This is a genomic window from Vulcanisaeta moutnovskia 768-28, from assembly GCF_000190315.1.
Classification (GTDB): Archaea; Thermoproteota; Thermoprotei; order Thermoproteales; family Thermocladiaceae; genus Vulcanisaeta; species Vulcanisaeta moutnovskia.
In genome coordinates this window covers 1,205,494-1,219,588 of record NC_015151.1, presented here as the reverse complement: position 1 = coordinate 1,219,588, position 14,095 = coordinate 1,205,494, and the positions used below count along the sequence as shown (strand labels likewise).

Below are 14,095 nucleotides of genomic sequence, written 5' to 3'. Positions count from 1 at the left end.
TTAATTGATATAACTTCATAATTCGTGGTAAGATAGTGCGCTACTTAAAAGAGTATATTAACGTGGAATATTAAGGATTATTTAAGAGGTCACTTAAAGTTTAATGATACTTATCTCCTAACTTGTACTGTTCACCGGTTAAACTACATATTTATATCTCTGATTTACTTATTAAACGCTTGGTTTAGTATATGGAACCTAAATTTGCAGAAATAATACTTGAGAATAGGCCCAGTTGGTTTTGGCGTGCTCTTAAGCAGTTGGGTGTTGACTATGTTGATGGTGTTTTGCCTAGGTGGTTTAGGGATTGGAGACAGGTTGAGGAGGAGAAGCCGTGGGATTATGAACCGTTGATGCGTTATAAACAGATGCTTGAAGAGAATGGGCTTAGGCTTGTGGCTATTGAGGATAATCCTCCAATGGATGGTGTTAGGCTTGGTATTAGGGAGTTGAAGGAAGAGGAGTTGGATGCTGTGGCTAGGCTTATTGAGAATATGGGTAAGTTGGGTATTAAAATTTGGATCTATAATTGGATGGCTGGCATCCTATGGTCCAGGACTAGGACTCATATTCAAGGTAGGGGCGGTATGTACGTGACAGGATTCAGTATTGATGATATTAAGAATGCGCCTGAACCGGCAATACTTAAGCGTGTTGGTAAGGTTACTCACGAGGACTTGTGGAGGAATCTTAAGGATTTCCTTGAATACATAATACCTATTGCTGAGCAGTATGACGTCAAATTAGCGATACACCCTGATGACCCACCAATACCTGATTATAGAGGTATTCCAAGGATTATGAATAGTGTGGAAGCCTTTGAGAAGTTGATGGCTCTCGTTAAGAGTGAGCATAACGGCATAACCTTCTGTATGGGTAATTTCACGTTGATGACTGATGATATTGCTAATGCAATTAGGAAGTTGAAGGATAGGATCTACTTTGTTCACTTCAGGGATGTTCAGGGCGATAAGTATAACTTCGTTGAGACCTTGATCGGTGAGGGTAAGACTGACCTTGTGAAAGCCGCAAAGGCACTTCTTGAGATAGATCATGAGTGGTACTTGAGGGTTGATCATACACCGACTCTTGAGAATGATGTTGAGTTCGTACCAGGCTATTCATACCTAGGAAGAATTTACAGTATCGGTTATATCAAAGGGCTATTCACGGTGGCTATTAAGCAAAGAAATAATTAAATATAAATGTAGAGTAAAATTAATAATTAAGGTATTAGTATTATATAACATATATAAAGATGTCTTAAGACATTTTTTGTTTGGATCTTTTGAAGGTCTTCCTTGCTTAGCATCCTAAATTTTATACCTAATTTAGGAAAATTATAATTTTTATCAAGTTAAGAATAAGGATTAGTATCCTATGTATGTTGCCTTTATTTTTGTAAAGAATTCTATGGCTTCCTCACCCATCTCCTTATATACGTCATTTCCTGAACTCTTCACACCGCCGTAGGGTACCCAGGGTTCTAACCCTATTGTTGGCTTATTCACCTTTATTACACCGGCCTTAACGTTTTCAGCAAACCTTGCTGCCTCACTTATATCCTTAGTTATTATGCCAGCGATTAATCCATATTCCGTGGAGTTAACGATATCTATCGCCTCATCAAGTGTCCTATAAGTCATAACAGCCAGTACCGGGCCAAATATCTCCTCCTTAGCTATTCTCATATCCGAAGTTACCTGGTCAAATATTGTCGGCATAACAAAATACCCATAATCAAACTCCTCATCTCCTCTAATTGGTTGCCCACCATAAACAAGCTTAGCACCTTCATTCTTACCAATCTCTATATAGCTCAGAACCTTCTCATACTGCTCCCTACTTGCTAATGGACCCATGTCAACGCCATTCTTTAACCCATTACCAACAACAACCTTCTTCGTCCTTTCTACTAACTTATTCAATACCTCATCATGCATATCCTCAGGCACCAAGAACCTTGATGTAGCTGTACAGGCCTGCCCAGTTAAGCCAAAGGCGGACCTAACAGTCAATTCAATGGCTAAGTCGGCATCACCATTCTTTGAAAGAATCGTAGCATTCTTACCACCTAGCTCAAGTTGTATCCTAATAAACCTGTTTTGCCTACCAATCTTTTCATTAATTTCCTTCCCAGTCTGCAGTGAGCCTGTGAATGTTATGGCATCTATCTCCTTATTTGTTACTAACTCATCACCAACCTCACTGGCAGGACCCGTTACAAGGTTCAAAACACCCTCTGGTAATCCGGCTTCGTAGAATACCTTAACGAGTTCAAGAGCAATTGTTGGGGTTATACTGGCTGGCTTCCAAACTACAGTATTACCAGTGGCTATGGCTGGTATTACTTTCCATGCAGGTAATGATAGTGGGAAGTTCCAGGGTGTAATTACGGCAATTACACCAAGAGGCTCTCTGGTGGTAAGTATTATCGTGTTCCTATCTTGAGACGGTATTACCTTACCCTGAGCTCTCGTTATCAAACCAGCATAAAATCTAAGTAAGTTCGCCGTTCTGACAACCTCAAACACACTATCATTAAGAGTCTTACCCTCCTCCATTGTTAATAACCTAGCCAAATCATTTGCCCTTGACTCAATAATTTCTGCAGTCTTATAGAGTATTTTAGCCCTTTCAACAGGTAAAGTCTTACTCCATTTTTGAAATGCATCCTTAGCAATCGAGATTGCGGCTTTAACATCATCCCTAGCTAATTTGGGAAATTTTGATATTATCTGCCTAGTATCTGCAGGATTTCTGATTTCGTAGTATTCTCTATCCTTGGGCATAGTATAACGACCTATATATATATACCTTTCTCATGCATCGTATTACTTGTTTTTTAACCTATTTTTAAATTTTACCAGTATTAAAATATAATAGACTAAAGATTAAGCTTTACAACAGGGGTCCTTTGGATCCCCAGTTTTGTTATTGTTATTTCTACAATATCGCTATGTTTCAATCCTTTATCTTTACCGGGAACTATTGCTGTTCCTGTGCTGAGTAATGTTCCGTCAGGCACACTATTATTTCTAATTAAGTACTTTATTTGGTCCTCAATTCTTCTCCTCATTCTTGAAGTATTAATGCTGCCTTCATATATTACTTGGCCGTTTCTTATTATTCTCATTGATATATCAAGGCTGTATGGATTACCAATCTCGTCTGGAGTTACTAGGAATGGTCCTATGGCGCATGAGCCATTATAAATCTTTGATTGAGGTAGGTAAAGTGGATTTTGCGCTTCTAGATCCCTTGCAGAAACATCATCGCTAATAGTATAAGCCAGTATTTTACCGCTGGAATCAATAACCACACCGAGTTCAGGTTCAGGCAGAGTCCATTCAGAATCAGTTCTAATAGCTATGGGTTCACCATGTCCGACACACCTATTTGCTGTACCTTTAAAGAAGATTTCTGGTCTCTCTGCGTCATAAACAAGCTCATAAATGGTCCTACCCTTTATCATGGCTACATCCTCTTCGCTATACCTAGCCCTGGCTACTTCGTAGACTATACCGCTACCCCAAACCTCAGGTGGGTCATAAGGCTTAGTAAATCTAAGGTCCTTAAACGTGTAATCTTTATTAAGTAAATCATCAAGACTGATGCTTACCTCGGGACCTAATGGTATGTCCTTACCTTCGGAATAAATCTTTAATGCGGTTATTGGGTCACTTAATAATACGTAGATTTTATTATTTATTATTGCAAAGTTTCCAACCCAACCTTTATTGGTTAGTCTAAAAATCCTCACGCTAAAACGATTACCTGCTTATTTTTATATTCTATATCTAACAGTTGTTAGTGTAGCTAACGAGTTTAATTTTAATGATTAAACCTAGTTTTTGTTAAAATCTATGAAGAATTTTATTTATCTTTCTATATTCCTCTTTATAGAATTAATTTTGTCACTTGACCAGAAGATTATTAAGTAAATTATTTAAATATATAAGGTTAGGCCTCTGTATACTTCCTTAATTTTTCCTCATTCATCTCTATACCAAGTCCTGGTTTATTTGATATTTCTACATAATCACCCTTAAATACTTCCACCGGTTCCTTGGTTATTTCATAGGCTAATGGATTTTTCTCTATGTAGTAGTGCTCATAGGTTGGTGTAAATATTACGTGGTTTGGTAATGAAGCAGTAAACTGCAGTGTGGCTGCCCTGCAGCCAATACCTGATAGGCCTACGTGGAATGTCATTGGTATTCCAAAGGAATCAGCAAGTGCTGCTATCTTCATGGCCTCGGTTATACCGCCGACTCTGGCTATGTCAGGCATTGCTATGTCCACGGCCTCCTTAATCATGAACTCAAGCCATTGATACTTAGTGAATAGTGTCTCGGCTGCGGCTATTGGTATATCAAGTGCCCTGGCTATCCTCGAGTAAGCCTCAATATTATCAGGTGGTACTGGCTCCTCGAACCAAAGCACATCATACTTCTCGAGCATTCTACCGACCTTAATGGCCGTTGAGACGTTGTACGCCGTGTTTGCGTCAACCATGATCTCAACATCATTACCTAGCGAATCCCTTATTGCCTTTATAACGGCCTTATCCACATCATAACCTCTACCAATCTTAACTTTAACGTACTTAAACCCACTTTGAACCAACCTTTCCACCTCCTTAACAGTATCTTCGGGACTCATGAACAATACTGATGATGCGTAGGCCCTAACCTTATCCCTAAAGGCGCCACCTAACAATTTATACACTGGTTTACCAAGGTATTTACCCTTGATGTCCCATAGGGCTAGGTCAATACCTGACAAGGCCTCAACATAATAACCAGCGTAATGCCCGCGGATCCTCATGGCAGAGAATAATTGTTCCCAAAGAACCTCATTATCCAGAGGGTCCTTTCCGATCAGCATTGGCTTAAATAATGCGTTAATAACGGATGCCGTGGCCTCAGGAGCCTCCCTAGCTATTGCCTCGCCCCAGCCTATCAATCCCTCGTCAGTAACTACCTTAACATAGACTGCGGTGAATCCATGACTAATCTTCGATGCAACCTCCTCATAGGGTCCCCTAAACCCAGTAACTGGTTTTCCCACATAGGCCCTGGCTACGTATGTGATTACATCAGTGATCTTCATGACTATGTCTCATTATGTAGAGAACTAATAACCTATTATACTTACTTGTGTTAATAATAATATCAGTGCTTGCTTGCATAATTCCTTTTATTCTTAATTATTTATATATAATTACTGGTAAGTAATGAACCTACCTAGCGAATGGATTGAGAAGGTGATGCCTTTCTTAAGGATGCAGAGAATCATGTAAATGACGGACTCTATTGGCTATCATGCTTCTAAGCCCAACAAGCCGCAGAACTTTACTTAAAGGGATTCTTAATGGCTAAGGTAGGTACTTACCCATTCACTCACGACTTAGCTGAGTTATTAAGGACCATTAAATCCTTAGGTGTTGATGTGCCTATGGAACTTTACTTATATGCAGATGCCCTGAGCGGTGAGTATACGTTAGCCAGGTATCCTGGCAGGAAGCCCAGGGTTTATAATGAGGATACTGCAGTTAGGTGTGTTGAGTATGCGAGGAGACTCATTGAATTTGTTAAGTCAGTTTCTAAGGACTCTGGCTAAGTACGTCGAGGATGGAGATAAGGCTCTCAAGGAGTATGTGAATAGGTTGATTCAGGAGTTGCCTGAGAGCACTATTGTGCTCTTTGGTTCTAGAGCCCGTGGTGATTACTTACCTAATAGTGACTATGATGTTGCTGTAATACTTAGGCAGGTATCTGATGTGCATAGTGAGTTATTGAGGCTTCGTTCACTAAAGCCCGAGGGTTTATTCCTAGACCTAACTATACTTAGTATTGATGATCTTGATGACCCAGTCATTAAGGAGATGCTCAAGGGCTGTAAGCTGCTCTATGATGGCTTAGGTATAAATAACAAGCTTGGATGCATGTTGTCGTAATTTTACGACTGAATAATCTCTAGCACTGTCTTTATATCGTCATGAGTCCACGTGTATGCCTCCTGATAATTACTTAGGTTAGCTCTCTTTGTTATTAACTTGGCGGGCCAATTGTTGAATTCATCCTTAGCTCTCCTTAGGTGTTCCAGTGCCATTTCGAAGTGTTTAATGCCTGCGTTTACTGAGCCTACAATCACCTTATTGTTAAGCACGACACTTGTCATTAATTCGCCGAGGTTATTCAGAGAACCACCGCTTGGATATACACCGAGTAGGACATAAACACCATTGGGTGCTATGTGCCCAAGCCCCTCATTAATCACTTGTGGCGATCCAGTGGCCTCAACCACAATATCAAATTCACCACTTATCTGCCCAACCGCCGAGTCTACGTATGTACCACCAAGCTCCTTAACGAGCTTTGCCTTTAGGCTGTCTGGCGGCCTTGTGGCTGTTGTCACCGTGCTTAAGCCCATAAGTCTGAGAACCATCGTGGCTAATAACCCCACGGGCCCAGCGCCGAGCACCAACGCGGTCCTTGGTTTCCAATCAAACCTAGCCTGCCCAATCCTCATGGCCATGTCAATCCCCTTCTCAACCACCGAGAGTGGTTCTGTGAGCACCGCAACATCAACAATCTCCTTGGGCACCTTAACCAGGTACTTGGCATCAGTCACTGAGTACTCAGCTGCATGGCCGTGTAAACCCCAAATCCCGTGTTCCAGGTAATGACCAACTGGGCAGAAGTCCACGGGTAAGTCGCAATTCAGTGGTCTCCTTACTGTTGGTACGACTATGTCCCCAACACCCGCATTATCAACACCATCACCAATCTCAACAACCTCGGCAACTGCCTCATGACCAAGAATCAGATATTGGTTACCCTCGGGAGCCTTACCATATCTGCCCTCAATGATCTCCTTATCCGTGCCGCAAACACCAACCCTAATTGGTTTAAGTAGGACCTGCCCCTTATTAGGGTTCGGCTTAGAAACGTCCATTAATCTCAGCGATTCTGGTATGCCTGGGATGACAGTAACTGCTTTCATATGATTATTGTGTAGAGTACTGATATAAATGTTTTAGAATTGAGAACATTAACAATAATTTAAGTGATTAAGGTCCTTTCATCAGTATTATTTTCTCATCCTTATCCTTCAATATTTTCTTGACTGCTTCGTAAACCTCATCAACAAATATTGGTCTCCCAGTGACCTTAACCGCCTTGTACCTAATCTCAATGCCGGTCTTCTCCCTAATAATACTCGCTGCCTGTGCCTCGTAGTTCGACTCAATATCAATTATTACCTGGCTCTTACTTAATACATTCCTTACAAACTCGCTTGGGAATGGTATGAACATCTTAAGTTGCAGGAAATTAACCCTGTAACCCTCCTTGCTTAGTATGTTCATTACATCCAGTAAAACGCCCTTTGTTGATCCCCAACCAACCAGAGTTATGTCCGCACTCTCTGGTCCATATAATCTAACCTTGTCTGTAATTGGTATTTCCTTATCCGCTAATTCAAGCTTTTTCATTCTCTTCTCATACATCTCCGTCCTCGTGACTGGGTCCTCCGTTATGTGGCCAAACTCATCATGCTCATCACCTGTTAACCAGAATATTGGTCCTAGGCCAGGTATTGACCTCGGTGATACTCCATCCTTCGTTATCCTGAACCTCCTATAATCATTCTCATCCTTCGTTACTATTAACCCCCTATCAATCTTAAGGGCCTTTTTATCAAGATCCCAAATAACCGTTGTGTATGAGTTGGCGAGTGCCTTATCAACTAGGTGAATAACAGGCATTTGATATCTCTCGGCCCAGTTGAGGGCCTTGAATGCATCCTCAATGGCCTCCCTATGATCGCCAGATGAAATTACTATCCTTGGGAATTCGCCATGTCCCATGTGCATTACAAACCTCAGGTCAGACTGGCTATTTCTTGTGGGCATTCCAGTACTTGGTCCACCTCTTTGGTAATGCGTTATTACGACTGGTACCTCATTCATCCCAGCAAAGCCTGTACCCTCAACCATTAGGCTTAGGCCTGGTCCTGACGTTGCTGTCGCCGTCCTGGCACCAGCAATACCTGCGCCTATAGCCATGTTAATGGCTGATATCTCATCCTCCGTTTGTACAACGACTATACCTGCCTTCTCTAGGGCCTTAGCCTCCTCAGTAACTGGGTCTAGGCTGACTATATTATGGGCCTCTATGAATACCGACTCGTCAGCCGCAGGTGTTATTGGATAGTAGGTCTGGAACCGGAGACCACCTAGTATTTTTCCTATCGCCACTGCCTCATTACCATTAACAATCACGGCCCTCGTATTTCTCTTTATTGGCGGTAATGATAAGTTCGTCTTAATGGATTTTACATACTCATAAACAACCTCAACAATGACCTTATTATACTCAAGAAGTTTACCTCTCCTGCCTGTGAACACGTCCTCGAGACCCTTAAATACATAGTCAATGGGTAAGCCCATTATGGCAGTTGAGTATGCGGTCATAACCACATTTGAGTATCTACCAATTAATGATGGTAGGTCAATATCATGAAGTTTCTTCTTAACCTCCTGCAGTAGGTCGGCATAGTGCATGGTTAATACATTAATACCGTTATTCCTCAGGTAGTCAATGATACCCTTAACCGTGGGCTCAATACCAGACTTACTGAAAAATTCCCTGAGTCTCTCCTTGAGTTCATCCTCCATGTATTGCAGTTGATCAAGCTTTGTATTGAATATTGATGTATCAACGATTACATAACCACCGCGCTTAACATCCTGGAAGTGAGTGAATACGGATTCTGCATCAAGGACTACTAATATATCTATTGTACTTAGTAATCCTCCCTTGGGTTCATCACTAACCCTAACCATGAAGTAGCTATGCCTACCCTTAATGTTTGAGAAGTATTCCCTATCGCCAATTACGTAGTAACCAGCCCTGGCAACAGACCTCATGAAGACATTGGCGCCAGTATCTATACCACCACCCTGCGGTCCACCAATAACCCACATTATGTCCGTAGACATTACAATGAGGTTGCTTAGACCTATTTATTAAGCCTTCTCCCATTGTAGAATAAATATTGACTGTGTAAACCTAAATCCACGTAATCAATTCAATAAAATATAAAGTTATTCGTATGAATTAATGAATTAAGGTTTAATAAGTACCTTACCGATCCTAGAATTATTTCTCATAAATTCCAAGGCATCATTAAATTTATCCAATGAGTATGTAGAAGCTATGATGGGCTTAATCAATCCACGGCTTAATACTTTAAATGTTTCGGCAACGTCAGATTTATGTGATCTAACGTTCCCAATAATCGCTATATCCTTCATTATTAAGTAACCAAGCCTTAATGAATAACTCTCATCAGGGTTTACATTACCAATGATTATTATACGACCTCCATTACGTAGACTTCTTAGTGATTCCTCAAGGGTAGGCGTTCCTACGGCTTCAATCACTATATCCGCACCTACGTTATTTGTTAGGTCCTTAACAACCTTACTAAACCTCTGCTCAGTGGTAGTTTCATCCGCAAACTGTTTAATGAATTTGGCCTTATCAGGCGATCTGGTAATTGCAATAACCCTGGCGCCCAATGCCCTGGCTAGCTGGATTGCGTGAATACCGACACCACCGCTCGCTCCAGTCACTACGACGGTCTCACCATGCATTAACCCTGCCCTCTTGAGACCCTTGTAAACCATGGCTATGACGCAGGGGGTGAATGCTGCTAATTCATCGGGGACTCCACTAGGCACCTTAACCAATGCATTAGCTGATACTCTGGCGTACTCTGCGAAGAACCCATCAATGTTCTCACCATAACTAAGCGCATTGATGCAGTATGAATCAAGTCCACGCATGCAGAATTCACAGGCGCCATCTGGCTCATGAAGCAGTGGTACTACCCTATCACCTGGCTTAAACCTTGGGTCCCTTGATTCAACTACGACACCAACGGCTTCATGGCCTAAGATAACGGGATACTTCATTCTTGGGTAGTAACCAGCGAGTTGAAGTAGATCACGGTAGCATAGTGCTGCGTAGTTTATCTTTATTAATACGTCACCATCGTTAAGTCTTGGCATTGGTATATCACGTATCTCGTACTTACCCTTATCATAAACGACAACTGCCTTCATCAATTAATAGCGGGATTGCTGCGTTTTAAGGAATTCCTTATTGATTATCTCAGTGTACTTACTCTTTAAATTCGATCTTGGCTAGTTCATAATCACTGGATTTCATATTGTATAATTCATCAATTAAATTTACCTTTAATGATGCGGGCCCTGAGGATTTTTTCTCCGCCTTCTCTGCAGCTATTTCAAACGTGACTAAGCCCTCCACTGAGGCAATCAGGAGGTCTTTGTTAATGGCCATGAAACTTGCGATTACAGAACCAACCATACAGCCACTGCCAGTTATGTACTGTAACATGGGCGTACCATTACTAACAATGGCGCCCCTCTTACCGTCAGACACGTAATCCCTGGGGCCTGTAATTACTGCCGTAACACCATACTCCCTAGCCAACCTCTCAGCAATCTCAAGATTAGCCTCACCCAGTGAGTCAACGCCTTTAATCATGCCCACCACACCGGCTAACGTCATCATCTCGCCTCCATTCCCCTTAAGCACACTAACCTCGACTTCATTAAGTATCCTAAGCACGGTCTCTGTCCTAAGCCTAGTTGCACCGGCGCCAACTGGGTCTAGGAGTACTGGCACATTATTCTTATTGGCGGCCTTACCAGCCAATAGGAAGGACTCTATCCACCTATCATCGAGTGTACCGATGTTTATATACAGGGCATCAGCCTTAGCAGCCAACTCCTCAACCTCCTCCCTAGCATGAGCCATTATTGGCGACGCACCAACAGCGAGCGTTACATTAGCCGCATCATTCATCACTACGTAATTCATCAAATGATGTATAAGTGGTCTTTTACTCCTGATCCTCTGTAGATCCTCCCAGTAATTGATCATCATTGTTCCAATAACATGCTTATTAATAAATATTAACTATGTTATTCATTAATTAAGATACAATTACTAAATTCAGCACACCGACATCAGTCCAGTAGGCTTATTAATTCTTCAGTGATATAAATAGTGATGAGTAAAGATCTTCGTGATGAGGTTTTGCGTTTGTTGAGGGAGGATGAGGTTTTTAGGCTTGCTGTTATTGGGCTTTTGGGTATTTCTGATGTTCAGTCTTCCCTTAGGCGGTTGGTTGATGCTGTGGGTGGTTTGGTCAAGAATCAGTCAGTGATGATGGAGGTTTTGAACAAGGTTCTCGAGGCAGTCCAGAGGCTTACCGAGAACGAGGAAAAACTTTGGGAAAACCAAAACAAACTATGGGAGGAAAACAACAAGATATGGCAGGAGATTAAATCATTAAGGGAGGATCAGGAGAGGCTTTGGCAGGAGATAAGGGCATTAAGGGAGAGCCAGGAAAAGGCTTGGAGGGAGATCGAGAGGTTATGGCAGGAACTAAAAACCTTCAGGGAGGAGCAGGAGAAAAGATGGCAAGAAAACGAAAAAAGATGGGAGATGAATTTTAAGATGTGGGAGCAAAACTGGAAGCTATGGCAGGAAAACCTCAGTAGGTGGGAGGAGCAGTTTAAGTTTAATAATTGGATGATGAGCGCATTGAGGGAAATAAGGGATTCAATTGGTGGATCCTATGAGTATTATACGGCGCATTGGATTAGGGAGTGGCTTTCAACTAAGGGTGTTTCATGTGATGTTAAGGTTAACGTGACAATACCCGTGGATGGATTCAAGGAGATTGACGTGGTTTGCTACGACCCACTAGTTGTTGGTGAGGCCACGATTAAGGTTAGCTCTGTTGAGGAAGCTGAGAGAGAGTTGAAGAAGCTCCTTGATAATGCCAAGACAGCAGAGAAATTCTTTGGTAAGAAGGCTATTGCCTTAGTGCTTGCCGTAGAATCTGCACCAGAGCAGGTAGCTGAGTACTTAAGGAAGAGAGCTGGGGAATTGAGTATAGTCCTTGTTTTAGGTAGGGAATATTCATAAGGGCTGTTTAGCACTAAAGTTAGTGCATAATCCTTACCTCGCCATGCTTACCAACCGCGGCCTTCCACCTCGGTGGAATCACTATTGTTGATCCGTACTCCTCAATTATGGCTGGTCCATCAATAACCTGCCCAGTGGGTATTTCCTCACGCCAATAAATTGGTACCTCAATCCATTCATCAAAGAATACCTTCCTGAAACTCCTCGGCTTAGCCTCACCCTCAGCCTTTGTCGCCTTAAACCTTGGTTTAATCCTCGTTATTACCGCGAATACCCTAATGGTAACGACCTCAATGGGCTTATTCAGTTTGAAGCCGTACGTTGCGTAGTGCCTATCATTAAACGCTTTCTCAACATCGCCCATACTTGCTGGCTTACCAACAGGTATTGTTAACTCCCAACCCTGCCCAATATACCTAACATCCGCATACCTAAGGAAGTAATCAACCCTACCCAACCTACTAAGCAACTCATCCTCAAGTCTCCTAAACTCATCCTCAAGATTCCTTGGGAATGACGCCCTAACCTCAAACCTCTCATCAGCCATTAACAGGCCAAGGGCACTGAAGGCGCCTGGCTCCGGCGGCACGATCACGGAATTAATACCCAACTCCTCGGCTATGTAGGGCGCAAACTGAGGACCAGCGCCACCAAAGGCCATCAACGTGAAGTCCCTCGGGTCAAGACCCCTCTCAACAGTCACAAGCCTAACAGCCCTAGCCATCTCAATAGTCGCCAACCTAATGGCCTCAAGAGCCACGTTAATAGGATCACCAAGCCTCGACAAGCCCTTAATCGCGGCATCCCTATCAAGCCTCATCTCACCGCCTAGTAGGTACTCGCCAATCCTGCCAAGAGCCACATTAGCATCCGTCAATGTCGACTCCCTACCACCCCTACCATAGCATATGGGCCCTGGATCGGCACCAGCACTGATCGGACCAACCCTGAGGGCTCCAGCTTCATCGCGCCAAATAATCGTTCCACCGCCACTCGAAACTTCCGCTAGGTCAATGAATGGGAACCTAACTGGGTAACCACTTCCTTTGATTAACCTGCCGTGATGGGCTTCACCACCTACTTCGTACTCTGTCGTAACCTCAGGTTCGTGCTTGAGTATTGAGGATGCCTTAGCCGTGGTGCCACCCATGTCAAAGCCGATAATATTCTCAGCACCGATTAACCTCGAGAACTCCGCAACAGCCACAGCGCCAGCTGCAGGACCAGACTCGATTAATTGCACGGGTCTCTCCATAGCTTCATTAGCGTCTATGAGACCACCTGCGCTGGACATTATGTAGAACCTGTCAATGTTGAGCTCCTTAAGGCCCTCAGAGAACCTGGCTATGTACTCACTGACTATTGGCATGAGAACGGCGTTAACAACCGTTGTCGAGGTCCTCTCATACTCCCTAGGCTCAGGGGCTATCTTACTCGATAAACTAACGTACCTAAAGTACTTCCTAAGTACATCACCCGTAACCTCCTCATTGACTGGGTTAATGTATGAGTGAAGGTATGAAACAGCCACACTGACAACACCCATTGACCTAGCTTTAACAGCGTACTCCTCAACCGCCCTAGGATCAACCTGCTTAGCCACGGTGCCGTCAGCCAAAACCCTCTCATCAACCTCAAACCTAAGCTCCCTAGGGACTAGGGGCCTCGGCTTATCGAAGAACAAGTCATAAAGCCTAGGTCTGTTTTGACGGCCGATCTCAATAACGTCCCTAAAGCCCTTCGTAGTGAACAACGCCACCTTAGGAATTTCAAGACCAACCTGCCCAAGCAGTGTGTTCGTACCAATAGTAGTTGCATGAAGAACCTCGGAAATTGGTTCCCTAATCCTCCTTAAACCATCGAGCACCGCAACCTCAGGGCTCCTCGGAGTACTGAGGATCTTAATCGAGTATATGGTTCCGTCGCTCTTAAGGATTACGAAATCCGTAAATGTGCCACCAACATCAACAGCAACAACTGCCATAAATTATCGAAACGTAAAATCAATCATACCTTTATAATTTTACCGCCAAATTAATGATAAATATAAATAACGC

General features: G+C 42.9%; 12 protein-coding genes. 4 read left to right on the top strand and 8 right to left on the bottom strand.

What is annotated here, in order from left to right; genetic code table 11:
* Positions 1-191: 191 nt before the first annotated feature.
* Positions 192-1,199 carry a mannonate dehydratase gene (locus VMUT_RS06420; RefSeq protein ID WP_013604608.1) on the top strand — a complete coding sequence of 336 codons (1,008 nt, stop codon included), beginning with the start codon at positions 192-194 and terminating at the stop codon, positions 1,197-1,199.
* 171 nt (positions 1,200-1,370) lie between these two features.
* On the opposite strand, the gene VMUT_RS06415 is transcribed toward VMUT_RS06420, so the two are convergent.
* The 3 genes from VMUT_RS06415 to VMUT_RS06405 all read right to left on the bottom strand — a co-directional run bounded on the left by VMUT_RS06415 (position 1,371) and on the right by VMUT_RS06405 (position 5,115).
* On the bottom strand, positions 1,371-2,792 hold the full coding sequence (locus VMUT_RS06415) for an aldehyde dehydrogenase family protein (RefSeq protein WP_013604607.1): 1,422 nt from the start codon (positions 2,790-2,792) through the stop codon (positions 1,371-1,373).
* A gap of 95 nt (positions 2,793-2,887) precedes the next feature.
* Positions 2,888-3,763, bottom strand: a complete 876-nt coding sequence (locus tag VMUT_RS06410) for a fumarylacetoacetate hydrolase family protein (RefSeq protein ID WP_013604606.1) — start codon at positions 3,761-3,763, stop codon at positions 2,888-2,890.
* 200 nt (positions 3,764-3,963) lie between these two features.
* Complete coding sequence (locus VMUT_RS06405; RefSeq protein WP_013604605.1) at positions 3,964-5,115, bottom strand: mandelate racemase/muconate lactonizing enzyme family protein; 1,152 nt, start codon at positions 5,113-5,115, stop codon at positions 3,964-3,966.
* Between the two features lie 261 nt (positions 5,116-5,376).
* Here VMUT_RS06405 and VMUT_RS13025 point away from each other — a divergent pair, with 261 nt between their 5' ends.
* Positions 5,377-5,625 (top strand): HEPN domain-containing protein, encoded by a 249-nt coding sequence (locus tag VMUT_RS13025; RefSeq protein WP_013604604.1) that lies wholly within the window; start codon positions 5,377-5,379, stop codon positions 5,623-5,625.
* Positions 5,573-5,962 carry a nucleotidyltransferase domain-containing protein gene (locus VMUT_RS06395; RefSeq protein ID WP_237699734.1) on the top strand — a complete coding sequence of 130 codons (390 nt, stop codon included), beginning with the start codon at positions 5,573-5,575 and terminating at the stop codon, positions 5,960-5,962. Before VMUT_RS13025 ends, VMUT_RS06395 begins: the two co-directional genes overlap by 53 nt.
* Positions 5,963-5,964: 2 nt before the next feature.
* Here VMUT_RS06395 and VMUT_RS06390 read toward each other — a convergent pair whose 3' ends face one another.
* From VMUT_RS06390 to thiM, 4 genes are all read right to left on the bottom strand, one after another.
* Complete coding sequence (locus VMUT_RS06390; protein WP_048056918.1) at positions 5,965-7,011, bottom strand: glucose 1-dehydrogenase; 1,047 nt, start codon at positions 7,009-7,011, stop codon at positions 5,965-5,967.
* A gap of 67 nt (positions 7,012-7,078) precedes the next feature.
* Positions 7,079-9,010, bottom strand: coding sequence for a 2-oxoacid:ferredoxin oxidoreductase subunit alpha (locus VMUT_RS06385; RefSeq protein WP_013604601.1), 1,932 nt, complete (start codon positions 9,008-9,010; stop codon positions 7,079-7,081).
* Between the two features lie 126 nt (positions 9,011-9,136).
* Positions 9,137-10,138 carry an acryloyl-CoA reductase gene (locus tag VMUT_RS06380; RefSeq protein ID WP_013604600.1) on the bottom strand — a complete coding sequence of 334 codons (1,002 nt, stop codon included), beginning with the start codon at positions 10,136-10,138 and terminating at the stop codon, positions 9,137-9,139.
* A 58-nt stretch (positions 10,139-10,196) separates the two neighbouring features.
* Complete coding sequence (gene thiM / locus VMUT_RS06375) at positions 10,197-10,988, bottom strand: hydroxyethylthiazole kinase (protein ID WP_013604599.1); 792 nt, start codon at positions 10,986-10,988, stop codon at positions 10,197-10,199.
* A gap of 126 nt (positions 10,989-11,114) precedes the next feature.
* Here thiM and VMUT_RS06370 point away from each other — a divergent pair, with 126 nt between their 5' ends.
* Positions 11,115-12,038 carry a hypothetical protein gene (locus VMUT_RS06370; protein WP_048056917.1) on the top strand — a complete coding sequence of 308 codons (924 nt, stop codon included), beginning with the start codon at positions 11,115-11,117 and terminating at the stop codon, positions 12,036-12,038.
* Positions 12,039-12,057: 19 nt separating this feature from the next.
* On the opposite strand, the gene VMUT_RS06365 is transcribed toward VMUT_RS06370, so the two are convergent.
* Entirely contained in the window at positions 12,058-14,022 is a 1,965-nt protein-coding gene (locus VMUT_RS06365; RefSeq protein ID WP_013604597.1) for a hydantoinase/oxoprolinase family protein, read from the bottom strand.
* Positions 14,023-14,095 lie beyond the last annotated feature (73 nt).